The organism is Actinoplanes sp. ATCC 53533 (genome assembly GCF_003947245.1).
This window is the reverse complement of the sequence record NZ_QHHV01000022.1, coordinates 50,698-72,318: the sequence shown is the minus strand read 5'-3', so window position 1 is coordinate 72,318 and position 21,621 is coordinate 50,698. Positions and strand designations below refer to the sequence as shown.

Below are 21,621 nucleotides of genomic sequence, written 5' to 3'. Positions count from 1 at the left end.
TCTGCAGGACCACCTTTCAGTCCCCTCCCCGCGTTCACCGAGTCGTGCATTCCCAGCCGCATTCGTGCCGGTGATCACTAGCTTGGCGGCAGGCGCGTTAAGCGGAGGTGAGGCAAGCGTCCAGGTGGCATGAATCGGGGAGAACCCTGAGGTCGCCAACCCGACAGCGTGCCCGGATTGGTGGGACATTTACGGAGAGTGACGCAATTTCGAATGTCCCGGAGGCGGTCGAATAAGTCGCGCGGGCGGTCGATAATCGGCGGCAGGGTCCGCAACGAGGAGGGAAAGTTCGTGGTCTTCAAGCGCATGATGCAGGCGATGGGTGTCGGGGGCCCGTCCGTGGAAACGGTGCTCGCCAACCCCAATTGCCGTCCCGGGGGCTTTCTGGAGGGACAGGTGCACGTCATGGGCGGCGACCACGCCGTCGACATCGAGTACGTCGCTGTCGGGCTGATGACCCGGGTCGAGGTGGAGAGCGGCGACAGCGAGTACAACACCGACCAGGAGTTCCACCGGCAGCGGCTGACCGGCTCGTTCAAGCTGGACGCCGGCGCCCGCCACGACATCCCGTTCCGCTTCGACGTGCCGTGGGAGACGCCGATCACCGAGGTGTACGGCCAGCACCTGCACGGCATGACCATGGGCCTGCGTACCGAACTCGAAGTGGCCCGGGCGGTCGACAAGGGCGACCTGGACGCGGTGGCCGTGCACCCGCTGCCGGCCCAGGAACGGATCCTGGACGCCTTCCTGCGGCTCGGCTTCCGCTTCAGCCGCGCCGACGTGGAACGCGGCCGGGTCTACGGCGTGCAGCAGACACTGCCGTTCTATCAGGAGATCGAGTTCTACCCGCCGCCGCAGTACGCGAGCGGCATCACCCAGCTCGAGGTCACCTTCGTCCCGACCCCGCACAACCTGCAGGTGGTCCTGGAGGTGGACAAGCGCGGCGGGCTGTTCACCGAGGGCCACGACGCGTTCGGCCGCTTCGACGTCGACTACCGCTCGGTCGACGGGGTCGACTGGGCCGCGCAGCTCAACGGCTGGCTGCAGCAGTCCGCCCAGCGCCGCGGGTTTTTCTAGACCGGCTTCTAGACCTCCAGCCAGACGGTTCGCGGGCCCACGTTCACGCTCTCCACGAGCATGTGTGCCCGGAACCGGCCGGTCTCTACCGGCGCGCCCCGCTCGCGCAGCGCCGCGACGAAGGCGCTGACCAGCGGCTCCGCCACCTCGGCCGGGGCGGCGGCGGACCAGGTCGGCCGGCGGCCCTTGCGGGCGTCGCCGTAGAGGGTGAACTGGCTGACCACCAGCAGCGGGGCCCCGGTGTCGGCGGCCGACGCGTCACCGTCGAGGATGCGCAGCTCATGCACCTTGCGGGCCAGGTTGGTGGCGATCACCGCGGTGTCGTCGTGGGTGACGCCGAGCAGGACCAGCAGCCCGTCGGAGATCTTGCCGACGACCTCGTCGTCCACTGTGACGCTGGCCCGGCTGACGGTCTGGATCAACGCGCGCATGCCCGGATCCTCCCCGCCGCCGTGCCGATCAGCCCGATCTCGGCCGCGGTCAGCGTGTCGAGCTGCCGGCTCCGGTGGAGCAGGCCGCCGAGGTATCGCATGGCGGCCGCCTCGGCGGTGACGTCGACGTTCCGCCGGTAGCGGCGCAGGACGCGCCGGTCGTCCAGCGCGTACACATCGGCCTCCCGGCCGGCGGCGAGCAGGGGTCCGGTCACCGGCCGAAGATATCCGGTCACCGGGGTCAGTAGGAGCCGGCGGCCACCGGGCTCGCCACCCGGGCCGGCTCACCGCGGTGGCGGGCGGCCAGGTCGTCCAGGATCGCCTCGGTCGCCGTGGCACCGAACCGGGTCGCGCCGGCGGCGGCCAGTTCGAGCAGGGTGTCCAGCGTGCGCACCCCGCCGGAGGCCTTGACGCTGACCTCCCCGGACACCGCCGCCCGCATCAGCCGGATGTCGGCCGGGGTCGCGCCGCTCGGTGCGAACCCGGTGCTCGTCTTGACGAACCGCGCGCCCGCCCGCTCGGCGAGCCGGCAGCCGGTGACCTTCTGCTCGTCGGTCAGGTACGCGTTCTCCAGGATGACCTTCACGCAGCGACCGTGCGCCGCCGCCACGACCTCGGCGATGTCGTCGTGCACGTAGCCCGCGTCCCCGGCGCGCAGCCGCCCGATGGCGAGCACCATGTCGATCTCGTTGGCGCCGGCCGCCACCAGCGCCCGGGTCTCGGCGACCTTGAGCGCCGTCGTGGTGCTGCCGTGTGGGAAGCCGACCACGGTGCCGACCAGCACGCCGGTGCCGGCCAGGGCCGCGGCGGCGAGCGCCACGTCGCCGGGACGGACGCAGACCGACGCGGTGCGGCGCTGGGCGGCCACCGCGCAGCCCAGCCGGACCTCGTCGGCGGTCAGCTCGGGCCGCAGCAGGGAGTGGTCGATCATCGAGGCGACCTGCTCGACGGAGGGCATCACGGGGCATCTCCTTCTCGGGGCGGCTGCACGTCGAAGGTGACGCGCAGCGAGTAACGGGAGCCGACGTACCGGCTCACGCTGTATTCCAGGGGCGCGGCGTGCTGGTCGACGATCACGCGGCTCTCCACCAGCAGCGGCTCGGCGTCACTGACCTGCAGGCGCGGGCCGTCCGGGCCGGCGGGCTGGGCGGTCAGCGTCGACGAGCCGAGCGTGGGACGCAGCCCGCGCTCGTGCAGGGCGCGGTGCAGCGAACCGGCCTCCAGGTCGGCGTCCAGCAGGGTGCTCAGGTGGGGCGGGAAGCAGGCGTACTCGACCGCCAGCGGGACGTCGTCGGCCAGCCGTACCCGGACGATCGAGACCAGGGTGGGAGCCGCGGCCGTGAGCTGCAGCGCGGCCGCCTCCTCGGCGGTCGCCGCCCGGACCTCGGCCTCGACCAGCCGGGACGACGGGGTGCGGCCCCAGCTGCGGATCTGGTCGTGGAAGCTCATCAGCGTGCCGGCGGCGCGCGGCGTCGGCCGCTGCCGGACGAACGTGCCGCGGCCCTGGATGCGCTCGACCAGCCCGTCGGCCTCGAGCGCGTTGAGGGCGGCCCGCACGGTCATCCGCGCGACGCCGAACTCCTCGGCGAGGGCGGTCTCGGCGGGCACGAGATCACCGGGCCGGGCGGCGGCGAGCCGGGCCCGTAACGCCCGCTCGATCCGCACGTACAGCGGCAGGTTCGGCACCGCGTCCTCCAGGTCGTCTAGACAACCTAGAAGTTAGCAGGCGGGGCGACGTCCCACAACCGATCGCCTAGGGTCGGTGGGGGCAAGCTTTCGTACGGCTCAGAACAGGATGAGGCCATGTCCATCGCTCTCCCGATCGCCCCGGAAGCCAACGACCTCCTCAACCGGGACCCGTTGGCGCTGACGCTCGGCATGGTGCTGGACCAGCAGATTCCGCTGGAGAAGGCGTTCAGCTCGCCGTGGGTGCTCGCGCAGCGTCTCGGTCACGCCCCCACCGTCGAGGAGCTCGCCGGGTTCGATCCCGAGGAACTCGTCGCCATCTTCGCCACGCCGCCCGCTCTGCACCGGTTTCCGAAGGCCATGGCCGGCCGGGTGCAGGAGGTCTGCCGGGTCCTCGCCGGGACCTACGACGGGGATGCCGCCGGGCTGTGGCGCGACGCCGCCGACGGCACCGAGCTGGTCAAGCGGATCGCCGCCCTGCCCGGCTTCGGCAAGCAGAAGTCGCAGATCTTCGCCGCCCTGCTGGGGAAGCAGTACGGCGTGCGGCCGCCCGGCTGGCGCGAGGCCGCCGGCGCTTACGGCGAGGAGGGCTCGCACCGCTCGGTCGCCGACATCGTCGACGCCGATTCGCTGGGCAAGGTGCGCGCCTTCAAGAAGGAGATGAAGGCTGCCGCGAAGGGCTGACCAGCAGCTCGTTCAGCTCCGCCGGGGACAGCGGCCGGGCGAACAGGTAGCCCTGGCCGATGCCGCAGCCCAGCAGTTGCAGCTCCGCCGCCTGCTCCGCCGTTTCGATGCCCTCGGCGACCGTGGTCAGGTGCAGCACCTGGCTCAGCCGCAGGATCGCCTCGGTGATGCCCGAGCCCTCCGGCGTGCCGTTCAGCTCGGCCACGAAGCTGCGGTCGATCTTCAGGATGTCGACCGGCAGCCGGGTCAGGTAGTGCAGCGACGAATAGCCCGTGCCGAAGTCGTCGATCGCCACGTGGATGCCGTGGTCGCGGAACGCGCGCAGCTTGGCGATGCCCGCGCTCTCGTCCACCAGCGCCGACTCGGTGACCTCCAGGACCAGCCGCTCCGGCGCCAGCCCGGTACGCGCCAGCACGTCGAGCACGTCCGCCACCAGCGTCTGTTCCTGCAGCTGCCGGGGTGAGAGGTTCACGCTGACGTAGCAGTTGTTCCACTCGGCGCCCTGCAGGCAGGCCGTCTCCAGCACGAACAGGCCGATCTCGGTGATCGTGCCGCTGCGCTCGGCGATCGGGATGAACTGGGCCGGCGGCACCACGCCCAGCCGCGGGTGGTGCCAGCGGACCAGGGCCTCGGCGCCGACCATCCGGGAATCCGTCAGGTCGACCAGCGGCTGGTAGAGCACGTGCAGCTCGCCGCGTTCCAGCGCGCCGGCGAGGTCCTCGCCGAGCTGGGCGTCGGCGGCCCGCCGGTCGGTCATCGACGGGTCGTGCAGCTGGACGCCGTGCGTGCCCAGGTGCTTGGCCTGGTACATGGCGATGTCGGCGCGGCGCAGCAGCTCCTTGGGAGTGTCGCCGGGCCGGCTGGTCGCCACCCCGATGCTGGCCCGGACCGGCAGCACCTCCTCGCCGACGCGGACCGGCGTCGAGGCCGCCACGGCGAGGATGCGCTGCGCCGCCGCGACCGCCTGGTCCGCGTCCGGCACGCCGGTGACCAGCACCACGAACTCGTCGCCGCCGATCCGGGCGGCCAGATCGCCGGTGCGCACCCCGGCCAGCAGGATCTGCGCGAACTCGGTCAGCACGGCGTCGCCGGCGGCGTGCCCGTGCACGTCGTTGACCAGCTTGAAGCCGTCCAGGTCGATGAGCAGCACGGCGACGTCGGCGTGCGCGCCGACCGTCTCGGTGAGCCGCGCGTCCAGGCCGGCCCGGTTGGCCAGGCCGGTCAGCGGGTCGTGCAGGGCCATCCGCTTCAGCTCGAGCTCGCGTTCGCGCAGCCGGGTCTCGACCTTCTGCCGGCGCTCGATGTCACCGCGCAGGGCGGCCGTGGCGGTGTCGACCTTGCCCATCGCGCGGTTGCGGGCGCCGGTGAGCAGGGCGACCAGCGTGGTCAGCAGCAGCGCGATCGTCATCGCCACCACGAACGTGGTCGTCACGATGCCGCGGTCGGTCTCGCGCAGCAGCCGCTCGGTGGGGTGCACCTTGAGTTCCCAGGTGCGCCGCCCGGCGACGGCGGTGGCGACCCGGTCCAGGGCGGGGGAGTAGTCGGCCGCGGGGCGCCCGGAGGTGGCGATGGTCCGCGCGCCGGGGTCGGTGGGGTCGTCCAGCTCGACGGTCACGGCACCGTGCGCCTGGGTGCGCAGCGTCGCGGTGAGCAGCTCCTGGCCGTGCACGCCCATGATGAGCCAGCCGCGGAAGGTGCCGCCGATGCGGTAGACCGGCACCGCGAACACGAACGAGAGCTGCTGCGCGGCCGCCGGCAACTCCTTGTCCTTCGGCAGCACGTACGCCCGGCTGACGGCCAGGCCGCCGGCGGCGTAGGCCTCGCGCAGGGTCTCGGCGGCCTCGGGGTCGGCGGAGAGGTCCGTGCCGGCCACCACGGGCTCCCCGTTGAAGGAGCGGGTGAACACCGCGAACGCGTGCTCCTCGCCGGTCACGGCCGCCGGCTGCAGCTTCAGGCCCGGTGAGCCGCGGGTGCGCCAGTACGACTGCAGCGCGGCGATGCCGCTCTCGGGGGTGGAGACCACGTACCGCAGCGAGGTCGCGCCGGGCAGGTGGCGGTTGCTGATCTTGTTGGTGATCCAGGTGAAGTCGCCGGCCGCCAGGTCGGACTGCGCGCCGAGGGCGAGGGAGACGTCCACCAAAGTTTCGCCGTACCGTTGGATCTGGGTGGTGATCGCCCGGCTGAGGTCGCTGGTGTAGCGGTCCATGAGCTGCGCCGCGTAGCGCTGCTCGGCGCTGCGCGCGTTGCGCGTGGCGAAGCCCGTGGTCACGCAGCCGAGCAGGGCGACCACGACGACGAGGGCGACGCCCGACCAGCGCCGCCGGTTGAGTCCGTAGGACGGCCACCGCACATCTGCATGATCGGCCGAAAGGGGAGTATCTGAAGCGTTCAGCGCGGTGCGGGCCGCGTCGACGGTGGCTAGCGGGCCGGTCGCGGTGCGAGGATGGGTTCGTCGATCGGAGTTCCAAGGTGAAGAAGCAGCCGGTGTTGATCACCAACGCCGCTCGCAGCCAGAGCGATCAGCTCCGCTCCCGCCAGATCCGCTACGTGACCATGATGAGCGCCCGCGCCGCGTGCCTGATCATCGGCGCCGTGCTGGTCAGCGTCCGCCCGCCGCTGCTCCCGCTGTGGCTCATCCTGTGCGCGGCCGGCATGATCTTGCTGCCCTGGGCCGCGGTGCTGATCGCCAACGACCGCCCGCCGAAGAGCCGGGCGCACCCGGCCGCGACCCCGGCGGTCCACCAGCAGCGGGTCCTCGAGCCGGAGGCGGCCGAGGTCATCAAGCAACGCACCATCGACGTCGAGCCCTGAGCCGCGGCCGTTGGGGCTAGCCCCGCGGCCGGGCGCCGATCGTCTGCACGGCCGCCGCGCCGAGTGCGGCGCCGGCCGCGAGCGCGGCCGCCGGGTCCGCACCGGAACACCAGGCGGTGAGCAGGCCGGCCGCGAAGGCGTCACCCGCACCGGTCGGATCAAGCGGCGGTACGCGCACACCCGCGACCGACCGCAACACCCCGTCCCGGGATGCCCAGACGGCACCGTCGGCACCGCGTTTGACGACGACGTTGCCGGCGACCGTGGTCAGCGCGGCTGCCTGCGCCTCCGGGGAGCCCGCACCCGCCAGCACGGCCGCCTCGTCGGCGTTGCACAGCAGCAGGTCGATGCCGGGCAGCAGGCCGAGGAAGGTGCGGGCGCCGAGCTGCGTCAGCGGTGCCGCGGACGCCGCGTCGACGCTGGTCGTCAGGCCGCGCTCCCGGGCCGCCGCCAGCGCCGCCAGGCCGCCGGGCCGCGACCCCGTGTGCAGCAGCGGATAGCCGGAGAGATGCAGGTGGGTGGCGCCCTGCGCGGCCTTGACGGCGGCCGTCACATCCGCCGGGTCCAGCAGCAGCGCCGCGCCGCGGTCGGTGATCATCGTGCGCTCGCCGGCCGTGCTGAGCACGACCACGCTGCCGGTCGGCACCCCGGCATGCGCGCGCACCGCGCAGCGCACGCCGGCGGCGACCAGCTCGGCGATCCGTTCCCGGCCGGCGTGGTCGTCGCCGACCGCCGCGACCAGGATCGCCCCGGCCCCGGCGTGGGCGAGCCAGGCGGCCGTGTTGGCCGCCTGCCCGCCCCCGCCGACCGAGATCCGCGCGTCGGTGTCGGAGCCCACGGCCAGCGGCCCGGCGTGCGCGACAAGCACGTCGGTCACCAGATCGCCAACGACCAGCACCGTCACGCCAGGCCCCGCTCGCAGTCGGTCATGCTGTGCCTGCCTTTGGCATGCCCTTCTGGCCCTCGCCTGCGAGGTCGCGGCGCGGTGCGGCCGGGTGCCGCTCGGTGCAGTCGGTCATGCCGGCAGCGCGAAGCCGAGCGTCGCCGGTGCCGGGGTGGCGGCCGCCGCGATCCGTGCGGCCAGGGCCGCGTTGCGCAGGATGATCTGCACGTTGACGGCCAGGCTCCGGCCCTCGGTGCTGCTGTGGAAGTGCGCCAGCAGGAACGGGGTCACGGCCTTGCCGGTGACGCCGTCGCGGGCCAGCAGCTCGAGCCCCTCGGCCAGGGTGCGGTCGTGCAGGGCCGGGTCGAGCTGCTCGTCGGCCGGCAGCGGGTTGCCCAGCACCAGCGCGCCGGCCCCGACCCCCTGGTCGGCGCGGGCGGCGATCACGTCGGCGACCTGCTTCGGCGAGTCCAGCCGCCAGTCGACGTCGAAGCCGCCGTCGGTGACGAAGAAGCCGGGGAAGCGGTGGGTGCCGTACCCGGCGACGGAGACACCGAGCGTCTCCAGGCGCTCCAGGGTCGCGCCGACGTCGAGGATCGACTTGACCCCGGCGCAGACCACGACGATCGGCGTACGCGCCAGCGTGGTCAGGTCGTTGGACTCGTCGTAGGTGCTGTTCGCCTCGCGGTGCACGCCGCCGAGCCCGCCGGTGGCGAAGACGCCGATGCCGGCCGCCGCGGCGATCGCGCTGGTGGCGGCGACCGTGGTGGCCCCGTCCGCGCCGGTGGCGGCGGCCACGGCCAGGTCGCGGACCGAGAGCTTGGCCACGCCGTCGGCGCCGGCCAGGTGCTCGATCTGGTGGTCTTCGAGGCCGACGACGAGCTCGCCACCGATCATCCCGATGGTGGCCGGGACGGCGCCGTTGTCGCGGACGGTCTGCTCGATCTCGCGGGCGACCCGCAGGTTGTCGGGCCGGGGCAGGCCGTGCGAGACGATCGTGCTCTCCAGCGCCACCACCGGGCGGCCGTCGCGGCGCGCCCGGGTCACGTGGTCGCCGTAGCGGATGGCATAGCGGCCCATCAGCCGCGTGGAATCGGTCACGATGGCAACGGTACGGTGCCCTGCTGATCCGTTGTCGTTGGACCGACCAGGCGTGAGGTGTCAGACTTGTGGGTTGGAGCTTCTTCCGCGGTGACCGGGGGGCACGCGGGCCCGGCAACAGTGTCGTTTTCTCGGCGCTGTGCCGTTGAGCACACAGTCATGAGACTCATGAAGGGCAGATGCCGTGAGCACGCAGATCCTGGAGCGTCCGGAGACCAAGGACGCCGACACCGGTCCCGAGATGTTCCACTATGTGCGCAAAGAGAAGATCGCGGAGAGTGCCGTGATGGGCAGCTTCGTGACGGCTCTCTGTGGGGAGAAGTTCCCGGTCACCAAGTCACCGAAGCCGGGCTCGCCGGTGTGCCCGCAGTGCAAGGAGATCTACGAGTCGATGAAGCTCTGACCTCCGGCCGGCCGTCGTGACCGGCAGTTACAGCCTGCTGGTCGCGGACCTGATCGGAGTGGCCGTCTTCGCGGCCTCCGGCGCCAGCGCCGCCGTCGCGAAGCGGCTGGACCTGTTCGGCGTGGGCTTCGTCGGCTTCGTGGCGGCGCTCGGCGGCGGCATCCTGCGCGATCTCGTGATCGGCGCGGTGCCGCCGCTCGCCTTCTCCGACTGGCGCTATGCCGTCACGGCCGTCTGCGCCTCCGTGGCGGTCTTCTACCTGCATCCGCAGCTCAACCGCCTGCGGCGGACCGTGCTGCTGCTCGACGGCGCCGGGCTGGGCCTGTTCACCGTCGCCGGCACGCTCAAGGCCCTGGACGCCGGCGTGCCGGCCGTCGGCGCCTGCCTGGTGGGCATGCTCACCGGCATCGGCGGCGGGCTGGCCCGCGACCTGCTGACCGGGGAGATCCCGGTGGTGCTGCAGCGCGACATCTATGCGGTGGTCGCGCTGGGCGGCGCGGGGGTGGTGACCCTGCTGGGCCGGCTCGAGCTGGCCGGGCCGATCCCGCTGGCGGCCACTGCGGCCGCGATCACCGGGGTACGGCTGCTCGCGCTGTACCGGCGCTGGTCGGCACCCGTCGCGGTGCCGTGACCACGGCGGTGCGCGCCCGCCGCTATGCTGGGTTTCGCCTCTGCGGCCGGTTGCGCAGGGGCATTTTTAATGTGGTGTGAGTCGAGAGGATCGTCGCAGCTTGAGTCCGCCCCTGCCGAACCTGGAGACCTTCCCCCCGCTGCGGGCCTGGCAGCGCAAGGCGCTGGTGGAATATCTGCGCAGGCGCAGCCCCGACTTCATGGCGGTCGCGACGCCGGGTGCGGGCAAGACCACCTTCGCCCTGCGGATCGCGGCCGAGTTGCTCGCCGACGGCACCGTCGAGGCGGTCACGGTGGTGTGCCCGACCGAGCACCTGAAGACCCAGTGGGCGTCCGCGGCGGCCCGGGTGGGCATCCAGCTGGACCCGTCGTTCCGCAACGCGGACGTGCACTCGTCCCGTGACTTCCACGGTGCCGTGCTGACGTACGCGCAGGTCGGCATGGCGCCCGCGGTGCACCGGCGGCGCACCATGACCCGCTCGACGATGGTCATCCTGGACGAGATCCACCACGCCGGCGACTCCCGCACCTGGGGCGACGGGGTGAAGTCGGCCTTCGAGGAGGCCGAGCGCCGGCTGATGCTCACCGGGACGCCGTTCCGCTCCGACGACAACCCGATCCCGTTCGTCACCTACGAGCGCGGCGAGAACGGCCTGCAGCGCTCCCGCTCCGACTCGGTCTACGGCTATTCCGACGCGCTGCGCGAGGGCGTCGTGCGGCCGGTCATCTTCCTGGCCTATTCGGGCGAGACCCGGTGGCGCACCAGCGCCGGTGACGAGCTGGCGGCCCGGCTGGGCGAGCCGATGACCAAGGACCTGGTGGCGCAGGCCTGGCGGACCGCGCTGGACCACCGCGGCGACTGGATGCCCCAGGTGCTGCGGGCGGCGGACGCGCGGCTGTCCAGGCTGCGCGAGCACGGCATGACCGACGCCGGCGGCCTGGTCATCGCGAGCGACCAGCAGACCGCCCGGGCGTACGCGAAGCTGTTGGGCGAGATCGCCGGCCAGCCGGCGGTCGTGGTCCTCTCCGACGACCAGGGCGCTTCGTCCCGGATCGCCTCGTTCGCGCTCTCCGAGGAGCGCTGGATGGTCGCGGTCCGGATGGTGTCGGAGGGCGTCGACATCCCCCGCCTGGCCGTCGGCGTGTACGCGACAAGCGCCTCGACCCCGCTCTACTTCGCCCAGGCGATCGGCCGCTTCGTCCGCGCCCGCCGCACCGGCGAGACCGCGACGGTCTTCCTGCCGAGCGTGCCGCACCTGCTGGGCCTGGCCAGCGACATGGAGGCGGAACGCGACCACATCCTGGGCGCCCCGAAGGACCCGGACGGTCTGGACGACGACCTGCTGGAACGAGCCCAGCGGGCGGAGGACGCCGAGGGCGACCTGGAGAAGCGGTTCGAGGCCCTGTCGGCGACGGCCGAGCTCGACCAGGTGATCTACGACGGCGCCTCGTTCGGCACCGGGGCCCGCACCGGCACGCCCGAGGAGGAGGAATACCTGGGCCTTCCGGGCCTCCTGACGCCCGACCAGGTCTCCGTACTGCTCAATCAGCGGCAGAGTAAGCAGATCGCCGCCCAGAAGCGGCAGAAGGCCGCTGAGCCGGTTCCGGCTCAGCGTGAGCCGGTGGTGACCCTGAGTGCTGGCGAGCGGCGCAACAGCCTTCGCCGTCAGCTGAACACTCTGGTGGCGGCGCATCATCACCGCACGAACCTGCCGCACGGCAAGATTCACGCGGAGCTGCGCCGGCTGTGCGGCGGCCCGCCGAGCGCTCAGGCGACCATCGAGCAGCTCGAGGAGCGGATCGCCACCATCCAAACCCTCTGACGGAGAGCATAAAAAGGGGCGCCCCGCCGGGGCGCCCCTTGATGCTTTCGGGGGTTAGTTGGAGTTAGACATCATGTCTGCGCCGCGCCAAGAAAACTCGGGGTCCGCCTTGTACTGGACCGTGATCTTCACCAGGTCCTCGGCATACCTGTTGGCGTGGTGTCCGCAGAACACCAGCTCGCTGCCACCAGCCAGGGTCAAACGGAGCTTTCCGGCTGCATTGCAGCGGTCGCACCGTTCATCGGCTGCTGGTCCGGCCACCGTTCCCGCCGGCGGCGTGAGAGTCGGGGTCATCGCCTTCCTCCTCTGGTCGTCACCGATGAACATGTTCCTCGGCTACTGCTCACCCATGGTGCAACACCCTTGGCCCTACCAGCCTTCCCACTGTGGCCCGGGGGGACCCAAGTCACATGTGGTCCGGCTAGTGTGCCGTGCACCAAGGGTGCCACGTCAACGATCACTTCTGCACTACGGTCCGATCACCATCGAATGATGTACGGGTGGTGACCAAACAGGCACGGATTGTTGACTGAACGGGGTCGATCCCGTCATGATCAAGCTGTCCGTGCCTGTGGAGATCGTCTTAGTCCAGGTAGTCCCGGAGGACCTGGGACCGGGACGGGTGTCGCAATTTCGACATCGTCTTCGACTCGATCTGGCGGATGCGCTCGCGGGTGACCCCGTAGACCTGGCCGATCTCGTCCAGGGTGCGCGGCTGACCGTCGGTCAGGCCGAACCGCAGCCGCACCACGCCGGCCTCGCGCTCGGACAGCGTCTGCAGGACCTGCTGCAGCTGATCCTGCAGCAGCGAGAACGACACCGCGTCGACCGCGACGACCGCCTCGGAGTCCTCGATGAAGTCGCCGAGCTGGCTGTCGCCCTCGTCGCCGATGGTCTGGTCGAGCGAGATGGGCTCCCGGGCGTACTGCTGGATCTCCAGCACCTTCTCCGGGGTGATGTCCATCTCCTTGGCAAGCTCTTCCGGAGTGGGCTCGCGGCCCAGGTCCTGGAGCAGCTCACGCTGTATGCGGCCGAGCTTGTTGATGACCTCCACCATGTGCACCGGGATGCGGATGGTGCGGGCCTGGTCGGCCATGGCGCGGGTGATGGCCTGGCGGATCCACCAGGTGGCGTAGGTGGAGAACTTGTAGCCCTTGGTGTAGTCGAATTTCTCGACGGCGCGGATCAGGCCGAGGTTGCCTTCCTGGATCAGGTCCAGGAACGCCATGCCGCGACCGGTGTAGCGCTTGGCCAGCGAGACCACGAGCCGCAGGTTTGCCTCGAGCAGGTGGTTCTTGGCCCGCTCGCCGTCGCGGCCGATCCAGCGCAGGTCCCGCTCGAAGTTGCGTTCGAGCTTCTCCTCGCCGTCGTCGCAGGCGCGCAGCCGCTCGGCGGCATACAGGCCCGCCTCGATGCGCTTGGCGAGCTCGACCTCCTGCTCCGCGTTGAGCAGGGGAACCTTGCCGATCTGCTTCAGGTAGGCGCGGACCGAGTCGGCGGACGCGGTCAGCTCGGCGTCGCGGCGCGCCTGCTTGAGCGCCTCGGACTCCTCGTCGTCCCACTCGAAGTCGCCGTCGGTCGCCGTCGCGGCCGCGTCGGTGGCGGCGGCCTGGACCAGGGCGGCCGGCTCCTCCACGACGACGTCCTCGATCTCGGCGGCGAGCGCCTCGGGATCGATCTCCTCGCCCTCGCCGGGAGCCTCGCCGGGCTTCGCGGCTTTGGCGGGGGTGGCCTTGGCGCCGGGAGCCGCCTTGCGCGGCGCGGCGGCGGCCTTCTTGGCGGGTGCGGCCTTCCTGGCGGCCGGGGACGTCGCTCCCGCGGCGTCCTCGGTGCCGGCCTGTTTGGGGGCGGGCGCGGCCTTCTTCGCCGGGGCACGGGTCGCCTTGGCGGTCGTGGCCTTGGAGGCGGGGGTCGCCGCGCGGGCGGCGGAGACCCGGCGGCGGGTGCTCGCCGAGCCGTCGACGACCACGGTGACTCCCGCGTCCACGAGGGCGCGGAGGATCTTCTTGGCCTGGGCCGGCGTGACGTCGGCGGACTCAACCGTCTGCACGACCTCGGCTGACGTGATCTGCCCGCCCGCACCCTGCGCGTGGGCGATCAGGGCCTCGGTGAGAGAGCGAACGTCGGCACCGGTCTGGTGGGCTTCTGTCACGAATGACCTTCCGGAGGGCGATGAAACACGGCCATGAACCCAGCGCAGCGCGCGGCGGAACGAGGCTGGCCGGTGTGGTGTGGGAGCCCTCGGGACGCGGACGGGCCCGCTGGCGGCTGTCCGTGAAGCGTGGGCAGGGGTGAATTGTAGCGCCGTCCGGCTAGATCCTCCCGCCGCAGCACGCCACCGGCATGCCGAGGGGTGTCCGGAGGGGGGTACCGAGGCCCCCGGAGCCGCCCGGCGGGAGAATGACAACGGCTGAAAGGACGGTCACCAGTGGCTGTTGTACCGGGGACATCGACGCCGGAGAAGTTGCTCGAGATCGCCGTACGGATCGCCCGGGAGGCCGCGGCGACCGCCCTGCGGATGCGGGCCGAGGCGATCACCGACGTGCGGACCAAGAGCACCGACACCGACGTCGTGACGGCGGCCGACCGGGCCGTCGAGCGACAGGTCGTCGCCGCGCTGGCCGCTGAGCGGCCCGGAGACGGCGTGCTGGGCGAGGAGTACGGAGACTCGGCGGCAGCGGCCACCGGGCCCGTACGGTGGATCCTGGACCCCATCGACGGCACCGTGAATTACCTCTACGGCCTGCCGCAGTACGCCGTGTCGCTCGCCGCCGAGGTGGACGGGGTCGTGGTCGCCGGAGTCGTGCACAACCCGGCGACCGGCGACGAGTGGACGGCGACGCTCGGCGGGGGCGCCTGGCGCGCCGGGCGCCGGCTGTCCGGCTCGGCCCGGACCACCCTCGACCAGACGCTGCTCGCCACCGGCTTCGGCTACGACCAGGCCCGGCGCGCGCACCAGGGCGCGGTGGTGGCCGCCCTGCTGACCCGGGTCCGCGACATCCGGCGCTTCGGTGCCGCCTCGCTGGACCTGTGCATGGCGGCCGAGGGCAGCGTGGACGCCTACTTCGAGAAGGGGCTCAACCCGTGGGACCACGCCGCCGGCGGCCTGGTGGCCACCGAGGCGGGCCTGCTGGTGTCCGGGCTGGAGGGCCTGCCGGCCGGGACGGACATGCTCGTCGCCGCCCCGCCGGCGATCTTCACCGCGCTGCACGACGCCCTCGTGGAACTGGCCGCCGCCGGTGGCCCCTAGGCGCGGGCCGTCAGGAGTCCTTCTTGGCCGGCCCCACGCAGGCGCCCGGCGGCAGCTCGGGCTCGCCCTGCGCGGCCAGCGACTGGTTGACCTCGGTGGTCGTGGCGAGCTGCGCGAAGCGGCTGCCGATGACGATGTCCACGATCTTGCCCTTGCGCTTGGGGTCGTACTGCGGGGTGGCCTCGTCCAGGAAGTACGCCCGCAGCAGCCACGCCGAGCCGACCGCCTCCGGGCCGTACCGCATGACCGCGACGCCGTCGACCTTCTTCTTGTTCTCGGCCGGCTTCTCGGTGCGGAACCGCCGGTTCTTGAACTCGTTGGAGACGGCGTCGGCCTTGCCGGCGGTATTGGTGCCGTTGTAGATCTTCACGGTCACCTGCTCGGGATCGTCCGGCAGCGTAAGGTTCGCCACCGGGGAACCGTCGGGACAGCCGCCGCCGGCGACCGCGTCGCCCTGCGTGTCGCGGACCAGGGCCACGACGACGAAGACCACCGCGGCCACGGCGAGCACGCCGACCACGACGAGTGCTCGGACGCGGGCAAAGCTCATGGAACTGGCTCCCGGGGTCAGCTCGATCGACCGCCGTCCGGTACCGGACGAGGTATGCGGTGAGGTTAGCGTCTGTGCGCCAAGCCTGCGGAAAGAGGGAATGTTCCCGGCGCGGCGACGATGATCCACGGGCTGCTACCCCTACCTTGATGTCGCCTCGGTCACATCGGGAACAATGAGCCGCCCGCGCGCGTACAAGCCACGCACGAGGGCGGTAAGGTGCCGCGTTTGCCGGGGCAGTTTCACGAGGGGGTGGGGGCGCCCCGGCGGACGGGCGATCCCTGTTTCAGATCGGGGAAAAAAGTCCGTCATACCCGGGAACCGAAACGCCGTCGCTGGCGTTACTAACGCCAAGTGACACATCGATACAGGAGAGTGAAAACCGATGGCCACCGACTACGACGCCCCGCGTCGCGACGAGGTCGACCTCGGCGAGGACAGCCTTGAGGAGCTCAAGGCCCGCCGCGCCGACTCGCAGTCGGGCGCAGTGGACGTCGACGAGGTCGAGGTGGCGGAGAGCTTCGAGCTCCCCGGTGCCGACCTGGCCGACGAGGAACTGACCGTCAAGGTGCTGCCGATGCAGACCGACGAGTTCCGCTGCGCCCGTTGCTTCCTAGTGCACCACCGCAGCCAGCTCGCGGTGGAGCGGAACGGGGAACTGATCTGCCGCGAGTGCGCCTGACCGGCGCGCCCGCGAGCAGGACACCCCCGGTCGTCGTCCGACGGCCGGGTCACGTACCGACCCCTGATGCGCCGCGCCGCCGGTTTGATCCGGCCGCTCCGGCGGGTATCAGGCTGACCGGATGACGCCAACGGCACCTTGCCGCCAGCAGACACGGGGAGGTCGACGATGAGCCGCTCAGAAGACAACTCGGCACAGTCCGCGGATCCGGGGCGTGAGCTCATCAAGGTCGACCCCGCCGAGCCTGCGGGCCACACCGACGCCGGGATCGGCGCCACCGTGGCCGCCATCACGGCCGACGACCTGGAGCCGGCCGGCCGCCGGCGCCTGCTCGGCCGGCTCGTCGGTGACGTGCGCCGGCGCGGGCTCGGCCGGCTGTTCCGGCCGCGGGCCGCCGTGCGCTGGATGGCCGACGTGGTCGCCGACGTGGCGCCGCACGTGCCGGTCCGCGACCTGGCGACCCTGCGCCGGCACTACGAAGGGCTGACCGGCGACGCGCTCGCCGAACGGCTCGTCCGCAACGCCGCCCGGGCGACCGCCGGGGTGGGCGCCGCCGGCGGTGGCGTCGCCGCCCTGGAGTGGGCGGCGACACCGTCCCTGCTCTCGGCCCCGGTCCTGCTCGCCGCCGAGACGGTCGCGGTGGTGGCCATCGAGCTCAAGCTGATCGGCGAGCTGCACGAGGTCTACGGCCAGCCGGTCGCCGGCAGCGCCGTCGAGCGCGCCTCCGCCCTGATCCAGGCCTGGGCCGGCCAGCGTGGCGTCAACCCGCTGGTGCCGGGTGTCGGCGTCGCCACCGTGCTGGGCACCGCGGCCCGCAAGGAGCTGCAGGGCACCCTCCTGCGCCGTTTCGGGCGCAACCTGACCACGCTCGGCCCGCTGCTCACCGGCGCGGCTGTGGCGAGCTACCTCAACCGCCGGGCCACCCGCAGCCTGGGCGAGAAGCTCATCAAGGACCTGCGCCGCCAGGGCCCGGCAGTGATCTCCGGCGAGCGCCGGGAGCTCAGCTCCTAGCCCTCAGCAGGGCGGTGGCCAGCTCGACCGGGTGCCGGGTGCTGACCACCCAGAACGGCGTCGGATCCGCCGGATCGTCCAGCAGCACCTGCACCGCGCCGTTGATCCACGGCCGCTGCACCACGAAGGCCAGCGGGTGTGCGCCCACGCCGAGCGCCTCGCGCTTGCCGGCGGCGTCCAGCGGCACCACGTCGGCGATCACGCTCAGCGGCAGCCGGGCGTCGTCGACCTGGAACTCCGTCGCGGTGACCGCGACCCGGATCCGGTCGGCGCGCCACAGCAGGAACACGGTCAGCGGCACCAGCACCGCGAACGGCAGCCAGGCGCGCAGGCCGGTGTTGCCCATCCAGATCTCGGCGGAGAGCAGGGCGGCCACCAGGAGCCAGCCCGGCCAGGCGAGCCACGGGACGTGCAGGCGCTCGGCGTACGCCGGACGCGGCGCTGCCGTGCGTGCGGAGGCCTCGGATGTCACCCTGGTGAGGGTACGGCGCGCCGCCGTACCCGGCGAGGGCAGGATGGCAGGGTGGGTGCCGCTCGCCCGTCGCCGAACCGTGAGGACCACTACCGTGACCGATCCCGTGGACATCCAGGTCCGCCGGCTCGACCCCGACCTGCCGCTGCCGGCCTACGCCCACCCGGGCGACGCGGGCGCCGACCTGGTCGCCGCCGAGGATGTCGAGCTCGCCCCCGGCGCCCGCGCGCTGGTGCGCACGGGCCTGGCGATCGCGCTCCCGGAGGGCTACGTCGGCCTCGTGCATCCCCGCTCCGGACTCGCCGTACGCCTCGGCGTGACCGTGCTCAACGCGCCCGGTACGGTCGACGCCGGTTACCGCGGCGAGATTCTGGTGAACCTGGTCAACCACGACCCGGCCGGCACCGCGAAGATCTCCCGGGGCGACCGGATCGCTCAGCTCGTCGTGCAGCGGGTCGAACGGGCCGTGTTCCACGTGGTCGACGAGCTTCCCGACACCCGTCGGGGCGCGGGCGGGCACGGCTCGACCGGCGGGCACGTGGCCCTGCCGGTCCCTCAGCACCAACCTTGAGAACGAAGAGTCAGAAGAAGGTGGCAACGCAGATGTTCTCCCGCAAGCGCGGCGGTCCCAAGCACGTGCGCCCGGACGACGCACCCCAGTCGGCGGCGCTCGCCAAGAGTATGGGCGACGGGCCGGCACCCGAGCACGGCCCGTACGACAGCAGGCACGCGCCCGACGGGGTGCAGCGCCTGGACCTCGGCAGCCTGCTGATCCCGGCGCTCGAGGGCGTCGAGGTGCGGGTGCAGGCGAACCCGGACGGCGGCGTCGAGCAGATCGTGCTCGTGCACGGCAACAGCGCGCTGCAGCTCGGCGTCTTCGCCGCGCCGCGCAGCGAGGGCATCTGGAACGAGGTGCGAGCCGAGATCGCCACGGCGATGACCGCCGACGGCGCCGCCCCGCAGGAGTTCGACGGGCCGTACGGCGTCGAGCTGGCCGCTCGGGTCAACACTCCCGAAGGGCCGGCGGACGTCCGGTTCGTCGGCGTGGACGGCCCGCGCTGGATGGTCCGCGCGCTGTTCCAGGGCCTGGCCGCCGCCGACCCAGGCCAGGAGGGCGTGCTCGGCGAGTGCCTGCGCGGCCTGGTCGTGGTCCGCGACGAGGAGGCCCGGCCGGTCCGCGAGGCGCTGCCGCTGCGGCTGCCGCGCGAGATGGCCGAGCACGCCGAGCGGCACGCCACCGAGGGCGAGGACCCGACGCCGCCGAACGTGGCCGCGAACGAGCAGTTCCCCGGCCCCAACGGGCGCCACGTGCATTGATCGAAAAGGCCCCCGGTGAGGTACGTCACCGGGGGCGCTTCCGGCGTACCGTGGAAGGACGGCACCTGCCCACACTGTGTGCCGTCCGCCGGCATCCATGCCGGCGTGTTTCCACGGTTCGCCGAGGAGAGGGTGGCACCGAGGTCATGTCGACCGATGAGCGCACCACCGGGCTGCGCCGGTTCTTCGAGCGGCTGACCGCCTCGGAGGCTGAGCTGGACGCGCAGGAGCTGCAGCGCGACAGCGCCAAGTGCGGCGCGATGCCGGCCGGCGAGTGCCGCCGCGGCCAGGTCGTCTCGGTGTCGGGCCGACTGCGCACGGTGGCGTACACTCCCCGCACCAACCTGCCGACCCTCGAGGCCGACCTCTACGACGGCAGCGACGTGGTCACGCTCGTCTTCCTGGGCCGCCGTTCCATCGTCGGCATCGAACCGGGCCGTCAGCTCACCGCCCGCGGCCGGATCGCCCTGCGTGACGACCGCAAGGTCATCTACAACCCGTTCTACGAGCTGGAGGCGCCCCGGTGACACCCGGCAGCGAGCCCCGTCACGCCGCGCACGAGACAGTGGAGGAGCGAGTCGCCGAGGAAGTCGTCGAGGAGCTCATCGGCGAGTTCGTCGAGGAGCTCGACCCGCCCGCCGTCAAGAAGCCGGCGGAGGCCGAGGAACCCTTCCCCTCGATGAGCGAGCAGATCTCCGAGCAGCTCGGCGGGGTCCGCGGGCTCATCGAGTCCAGCGTGCCGGTGCTCGCGTTCGTGGTGCTCAACGTGCTGCTCGGCGAGGCCGGGCTGGACCTGGGCAAGAAGACCGCGCTGTACTGGGCGATCGGCGGCAGCGTCGGCTCGGCCCTGGCAATCGGCGTCTACCGGCTGACCCGCAAGCAGCCGGTCCGGCACGCCGTCAACGGTCTCTTCGGCGTCGCGATCGGCGCCTTCCTGGCCTGGCGCACCGGCGACGCCAAGAATTTCTACCTGCCGGGCATCCTGCTGACCCTGGGCCAGGTGGTCGTGCTGATCGCGTCGGTCGCGGTCCGCCGGCCGATCATCGGGTACGTCTGGGGCGTGCTCGCCAACGGCGGCAAGCACGACTGGTTCGGCAACTCCCGCCTCTTCCGCACCTTCCAGTGGCTGACCCTGGTCTGGGCGGCGTCGCTGTTCATCCGCGCGGGCGTGCAGGGCTGGCTCTACCTGGCGGACGAGGCCAACGCGATCGGCGTGGTCCGGATCGTGATCAGCTGGCCGATCTACGCCGCGACCTTCGCCTTCACCGCCTGGGCCGTGCACCGGGTGACCGCTGCCCAGCACCTCGAAGCGGAGCGGGCCGAGGCAGAGCGGGCCGAGGCAGAGCAGGCCGAGGCGGAGCAGGGCGGCACGGCGAACTAGCGGCCCCGGGCCGCTGGACGCGTCCAGGGAACTATGCCGGACCGGAAGTGGCTACCCCTCCCGGGTGCCGAGGAGTACCGCGCGGACCGCGTCCTCGACCTCTGAGGTGCAGACGAAGATCAGCTCGTCGCCGGCCTCCAGGGAGTCGTCCGGTGTCGGCACCAGCACCCGCTTGCCGCGCAGGATGGCCACCAGGGCGGAGTCGTGCGGCATCGGCACGGAGCGCACCGGCTCGCCGACGTACGGTGCGGTGGTCGGCAGGGTGATCTCCACCAGGTTGGCCTCGCCCTGCCGGAAGGTCATGAGCCGGACCAGGTCGCCGACCGTGACCGCCTCCTCGACCAGCGCGGCCATCAGCCGCGGCTTGCTGACCGCGACGTCGACCCCCCACTGCTCGGTGAACAGCCACTCGTTCTCGGCCCGGTTGACCCGGGCCACCACCCGGCCGACCGCGAACTCCGTCTTGGCCAGCAGCGAGCAGACCAGGTTGGCCTTGTCGTCGCCGGTGGCGGCCACGACCACGTCGCAGCTCGCCACGTCGGCCTCCTCCAGGCTGCTGAGCTCGCACGCGTCGGCCAGCACCCACTCGGCCTCCGGCACCCGCTCCGGGCGCAGCTGGCGTGGCTGGCGCTCGATGAGCATCACCTGGTGGCCGTTGCCGATCAGCTCGCTGGCGATCGAGCGGCCCACGTTGCCGGCACCCGCGATGGCGATCCGCATGATCAGTGACTCCTCAGCCCGGAGCCCGCGGCGCTCGCGAGCACGTCCTCGACGATGTCGTCGGTGACCAGCATGAAGACCTGGTCACCGTCCTGCAGCACGGTGGACGGCGTGGCCAGCGAGCCGATGCCGAAGCGCATCAGGTAGGCCACCCGGGCACCGGTGGCGTCCTCCAGCGAGGTGAGCGTCTGGCCCACCCAGTCGCGGTGCAGCGGCGCCTCGACGATCGAGACCGAGCTGGTGGGGTCGCGGAACACCTCGACCGTGCCCTCCGGCACCAGGTGGCGCACCATCCGGTCGGCGGCCCAGCGGATCGTGGCCACGGTCGGGATGCCGAGCCGCTCGTAGACCTGGGCCCGCTTGGCGTCGTAGATGCGGGCGACGACCCGCGAAACGCCGAAGGTCTCCCGGGCCAGCCGGGCCGAGATGATGTTGGAGTTGTCGCCGCTGGACACCGCCGCGAACGCGTCGGCGCGCTCGATGCCGGCCGAGATCAGCACGTCCCGGTCGAAGCCGATCCCGGTCACCGTGATGCCGCCGAAGTCGGCGCCCAGCCGGCGAAAGGCGTCGGCGTTCTGGTCGATCACCGCGACCGTATGGCCGCGCGCGTCGAGCTTGTTCGCCAGCGTCGAGCCGAGCCGGCCACAGCCCATGATCACCACGTGCAAGGTTTTGCGCCTTCCCGCTGGATGCGTACCTAGGCAGAGCG

At 72.1% G+C, this 21,621-nt stretch carries 26 protein-coding genes; 13 read left to right on the top strand and 13 right to left on the bottom strand.

Annotated features, from left to right (window positions below):
* The first annotated feature begins 291 nt into the window (after positions 1-291).
* Positions 292-1,077 (top strand): sporulation protein, encoded by a 786-nt coding sequence (locus DMB66_RS08940; RefSeq protein ID WP_125803557.1) that lies wholly within the window; start codon positions 292-294, stop codon positions 1,075-1,077.
* 8 nt (positions 1,078-1,085) lie between these two features.
* Here DMB66_RS08940 and dtd read toward each other — a convergent pair whose 3' ends face one another.
* The 4 genes from dtd to DMB66_RS08920 are packed head-to-tail and all read right to left on the bottom strand — an operon-like array spanning position 1,086 to position 3,194.
* Positions 1,086-1,508: a D-aminoacyl-tRNA deacylase gene (gene dtd, locus DMB66_RS08935; protein WP_125803556.1), complete on the bottom strand. Its 423-nt coding sequence runs from the start codon at positions 1,506-1,508 to the stop codon at positions 1,086-1,088.
* Positions 1,496-1,723 (bottom strand): hypothetical protein, encoded by a 228-nt coding sequence (locus DMB66_RS62480; protein WP_199752153.1) that lies wholly within the window; start codon positions 1,721-1,723, stop codon positions 1,496-1,498. The genes dtd and DMB66_RS62480 overlap by 13 nt, the downstream gene beginning before the upstream one ends.
* A 26-nt stretch (positions 1,724-1,749) precedes the next feature.
* Positions 1,750-2,466 carry a deoxyribose-phosphate aldolase gene (gene deoC, locus DMB66_RS08925; RefSeq protein ID WP_125803577.1) on the bottom strand — a complete coding sequence of 239 codons (717 nt, stop codon included), beginning with the start codon at positions 2,464-2,466 and terminating at the stop codon, positions 1,750-1,752.
* Complete coding sequence (locus DMB66_RS08920; RefSeq protein WP_125803555.1) at positions 2,466-3,194, bottom strand: GntR family transcriptional regulator; 729 nt, start codon at positions 3,192-3,194, stop codon at positions 2,466-2,468. Before DMB66_RS08920 ends, deoC begins: the two co-directional genes overlap by 1 nt.
* Before the next feature lie 117 nt (positions 3,195-3,311).
* Between DMB66_RS08920 and DMB66_RS08915 the strand changes: the two genes are divergently transcribed.
* Positions 3,312-3,878: an HhH-GPD-type base excision DNA repair protein gene (locus tag DMB66_RS08915; protein ID WP_125803554.1), complete on the top strand. Its 567-nt coding sequence runs from the start codon at positions 3,312-3,314 to the stop codon at positions 3,876-3,878.
* Here the strand turns inward: DMB66_RS08915 and DMB66_RS08910 are convergent.
* Positions 3,844-6,228: a bifunctional diguanylate cyclase/phosphodiesterase gene (locus DMB66_RS08910; protein ID WP_125803553.1), complete on the bottom strand. Its 2,385-nt coding sequence runs from the start codon at positions 6,226-6,228 to the stop codon at positions 3,844-3,846. The genes DMB66_RS08915 and DMB66_RS08910 overlap by 35 nt on opposite strands.
* Positions 6,229-6,347: 119 nt before the next feature.
* On the opposite strand from DMB66_RS08910, the gene DMB66_RS08905 reads away from it, so the two are divergent.
* Positions 6,348-6,689: a DUF3099 domain-containing protein gene (locus DMB66_RS08905; RefSeq protein ID WP_125803552.1), complete on the top strand. Its 342-nt coding sequence runs from the start codon at positions 6,348-6,350 to the stop codon at positions 6,687-6,689.
* Between the two features lie 16 nt (positions 6,690-6,705).
* On the opposite strand, the gene DMB66_RS08900 is transcribed toward DMB66_RS08905, so the two are convergent.
* On the bottom strand, positions 6,706-7,587 hold the full coding sequence (locus tag DMB66_RS08900) for a carbohydrate kinase family protein (RefSeq protein ID WP_125803576.1): 882 nt from the start codon (positions 7,585-7,587) through the stop codon (positions 6,706-6,708).
* Between the two features lie 117 nt (positions 7,588-7,704).
* The gene (locus DMB66_RS08895; RefSeq protein WP_125803575.1) at positions 7,705-8,652 is read right to left on the bottom strand and encodes a pseudouridine-5'-phosphate glycosidase; all 948 of its coding nucleotides are present in this window, start codon (positions 8,650-8,652) and stop codon (positions 7,705-7,707) included.
* A 205-nt stretch (positions 8,653-8,857) separates the two neighbouring features.
* On the opposite strand from DMB66_RS08895, the gene DMB66_RS08890 reads away from it, so the two are divergent.
* The 3 genes from DMB66_RS08890 (at position 8,858) to DMB66_RS08880 (ending at position 11,529) form a co-directional block, all read left to right on the top strand.
* The gene (locus tag DMB66_RS08890; RefSeq protein WP_125803551.1) at positions 8,858-9,076 is read left to right on the top strand and encodes a DUF3039 domain-containing protein; all 219 of its coding nucleotides are present in this window, start codon (positions 8,858-8,860) and stop codon (positions 9,074-9,076) included.
* Between the two features lie 16 nt (positions 9,077-9,092).
* A complete protein-coding gene (locus tag DMB66_RS08885) occupies positions 9,093-9,707 on the top strand; it encodes a trimeric intracellular cation channel family protein (protein ID WP_125803550.1) in 615 nt (204 codons plus the stop codon).
* 100 nt (positions 9,708-9,807) lie between these two features.
* The gene (locus DMB66_RS08880; protein WP_125803549.1) at positions 9,808-11,529 is read left to right on the top strand and encodes a DEAD/DEAH box helicase; all 1,722 of its coding nucleotides are present in this window, start codon (positions 9,808-9,810) and stop codon (positions 11,527-11,529) included.
* A gap of 54 nt (positions 11,530-11,583) precedes the next feature.
* Here DMB66_RS08880 and DMB66_RS08875 read toward each other — a convergent pair whose 3' ends face one another.
* Together DMB66_RS08875 and DMB66_RS08870 are read right to left on the bottom strand one after the other, a co-directional pair.
* Positions 11,584-11,823, bottom strand: a complete 240-nt coding sequence (locus DMB66_RS08875) for a hypothetical protein (protein ID WP_125803548.1) — start codon at positions 11,821-11,823, stop codon at positions 11,584-11,586.
* A 289-nt stretch (positions 11,824-12,112) separates the two neighbouring features.
* On the bottom strand, positions 12,113-13,681 hold the full coding sequence (locus DMB66_RS08870) for an RNA polymerase sigma factor (RefSeq protein ID WP_125803547.1): 1,569 nt from the start codon (positions 13,679-13,681) through the stop codon (positions 12,113-12,115).
* Positions 13,682-13,957: 276 nt separating this feature from the next.
* Between DMB66_RS08870 and DMB66_RS08865 the strand changes: the two genes are divergently transcribed.
* Positions 13,958-14,779 carry an inositol monophosphatase family protein gene (locus tag DMB66_RS08865; protein WP_125803546.1) on the top strand — a complete coding sequence of 274 codons (822 nt, stop codon included), beginning with the start codon at positions 13,958-13,960 and terminating at the stop codon, positions 14,777-14,779.
* A 10-nt stretch (positions 14,780-14,789) separates the two neighbouring features.
* Here DMB66_RS08865 and DMB66_RS08860 read toward each other — a convergent pair whose 3' ends face one another.
* Positions 14,790-15,329 carry a LytR C-terminal domain-containing protein gene (locus DMB66_RS08860; RefSeq protein WP_125803545.1) on the bottom strand — a complete coding sequence of 180 codons (540 nt, stop codon included), beginning with the start codon at positions 15,327-15,329 and terminating at the stop codon, positions 14,790-14,792.
* A gap of 385 nt (positions 15,330-15,714) precedes the next feature.
* Between DMB66_RS08860 and DMB66_RS08855 the strand changes: the two genes are divergently transcribed.
* On the top strand, positions 15,715-16,011 hold the full coding sequence (locus DMB66_RS08855; RefSeq protein WP_023561654.1) for a DUF4193 domain-containing protein: 297 nt from the start codon (positions 15,715-15,717) through the stop codon (positions 16,009-16,011).
* A 168-nt stretch (positions 16,012-16,179) separates the two neighbouring features.
* The gene (locus DMB66_RS08850) at positions 16,180-17,022 is read left to right on the top strand and encodes a hypothetical protein (protein WP_233624405.1); all 843 of its coding nucleotides are present in this window, start codon (positions 16,180-16,182) and stop codon (positions 17,020-17,022) included.
* Here DMB66_RS08850 and DMB66_RS08845 read toward each other — a convergent pair.
* Positions 17,012-17,494 carry a DUF3093 domain-containing protein gene (locus DMB66_RS08845; RefSeq protein ID WP_233624404.1) on the bottom strand — a complete coding sequence of 161 codons (483 nt, stop codon included), beginning with the start codon at positions 17,492-17,494 and terminating at the stop codon, positions 17,012-17,014. The two genes, DMB66_RS08850 and DMB66_RS08845, sit on opposite strands and share 11 nt — an antisense overlap.
* Before the next feature lie 79 nt (positions 17,495-17,573).
* Between DMB66_RS08845 and dut the strand changes: the two genes are divergently transcribed.
* The 4 genes from dut (at position 17,574) to DMB66_RS08825 (ending at position 20,192) form a co-directional block, all read left to right on the top strand.
* Positions 17,574-18,065 (top strand): dUTP diphosphatase, encoded by a 492-nt coding sequence (gene dut / locus DMB66_RS08840; protein WP_233624403.1) that lies wholly within the window; start codon positions 17,574-17,576, stop codon positions 18,063-18,065.
* Positions 18,066-18,097: 32 nt separating this feature from the next.
* A complete protein-coding gene (locus tag DMB66_RS08835; RefSeq protein ID WP_125803542.1) occupies positions 18,098-18,811 on the top strand; it encodes a DUF3710 domain-containing protein in 714 nt (237 codons plus the stop codon).
* A gap of 146 nt (positions 18,812-18,957) precedes the next feature.
* Positions 18,958-19,338: an OB-fold nucleic acid binding domain-containing protein gene (locus tag DMB66_RS08830; protein ID WP_125803541.1), complete on the top strand. Its 381-nt coding sequence runs from the start codon at positions 18,958-18,960 to the stop codon at positions 19,336-19,338.
* Complete coding sequence (locus tag DMB66_RS08825; protein WP_125803540.1) at positions 19,335-20,192, top strand: DUF3159 domain-containing protein; 858 nt, start codon at positions 19,335-19,337, stop codon at positions 20,190-20,192. The genes DMB66_RS08830 and DMB66_RS08825 overlap by 4 nt, the downstream gene beginning before the upstream one ends.
* Before the next feature lie 51 nt (positions 20,193-20,243).
* Here DMB66_RS08825 and DMB66_RS08820 read toward each other — a convergent pair whose 3' ends face one another.
* The gene (locus tag DMB66_RS08820) at positions 20,244-20,912 is read right to left on the bottom strand and encodes a TrkA family potassium uptake protein (RefSeq protein WP_125803539.1); all 669 of its coding nucleotides are present in this window, start codon (positions 20,910-20,912) and stop codon (positions 20,244-20,246) included.
* 2 nt (positions 20,913-20,914) lie between these two features.
* Positions 20,915-21,580 carry a TrkA family potassium uptake protein gene (locus DMB66_RS08815; RefSeq protein WP_125803538.1) on the bottom strand — a complete coding sequence of 222 codons (666 nt, stop codon included), beginning with the start codon at positions 21,578-21,580 and terminating at the stop codon, positions 20,915-20,917.
* Positions 21,581-21,621 lie beyond the last annotated feature (41 nt).

Excerpts from the sequence above, each read along its gene's own strand:
- dtd (WP_125803556.1), bottom strand. The coding sequence starts at position 1,508 with ATGCGCGCGTTGATCCAGACCGTCAGCCGGGCCAGCGTCACAGTGGAC.
- deoC (WP_125803577.1), bottom strand. The coding sequence starts at position 2,466 with ATGCCCTCCGTCGAGCAGGTCGCCTCGATGATCGACCACTCCCTGCTG.
- DMB66_RS08915 (WP_125803554.1), top strand. The coding sequence starts at position 3,312 with ATGTCCATCGCTCTCCCGATCGCCCCGGAAGCCAACGACCTCCTCAAC.
- DMB66_RS08895 (WP_125803575.1), bottom strand. The coding sequence starts at position 8,652 with ATGGGCCGCTATGCCATCCGCTACGGCGACCACGTGACCCGGGCGCGC.
- DMB66_RS08875 (WP_125803548.1), bottom strand. The coding sequence starts at position 11,823 with ATGACCCCGACTCTCACGCCGCCGGCGGGAACGGTGGCCGGACCAGCA.
- DMB66_RS08860 (WP_125803545.1), bottom strand. The coding sequence starts at position 15,329 with ATGAGCTTTGCCCGCGTCCGAGCACTCGTCGTGGTCGGCGTGCTCGCC.
- DMB66_RS08855 (WP_023561654.1), top strand. The coding sequence starts at position 15,715 with ATGGCCACCGACTACGACGCCCCGCGTCGCGACGAGGTCGACCTCGGC.
- DMB66_RS08850 (WP_233624405.1), top strand. The coding sequence starts at position 16,180 with ATGAGCCGCTCAGAAGACAACTCGGCACAGTCCGCGGATCCGGGGCGT.
- DMB66_RS08835 (WP_125803542.1), top strand. The coding sequence starts at position 18,098 with ATGTTCTCCCGCAAGCGCGGCGGTCCCAAGCACGTGCGCCCGGACGAC.
- DMB66_RS08830 (WP_125803541.1), top strand. The coding sequence starts at position 18,958 with ATGTCGACCGATGAGCGCACCACCGGGCTGCGCCGGTTCTTCGAGCGG.
- DMB66_RS08820 (WP_125803539.1), bottom strand. The coding sequence starts at position 20,912 with ATGCGGATCGCCATCGCGGGTGCCGGCAACGTGGGCCGCTCGATCGCC.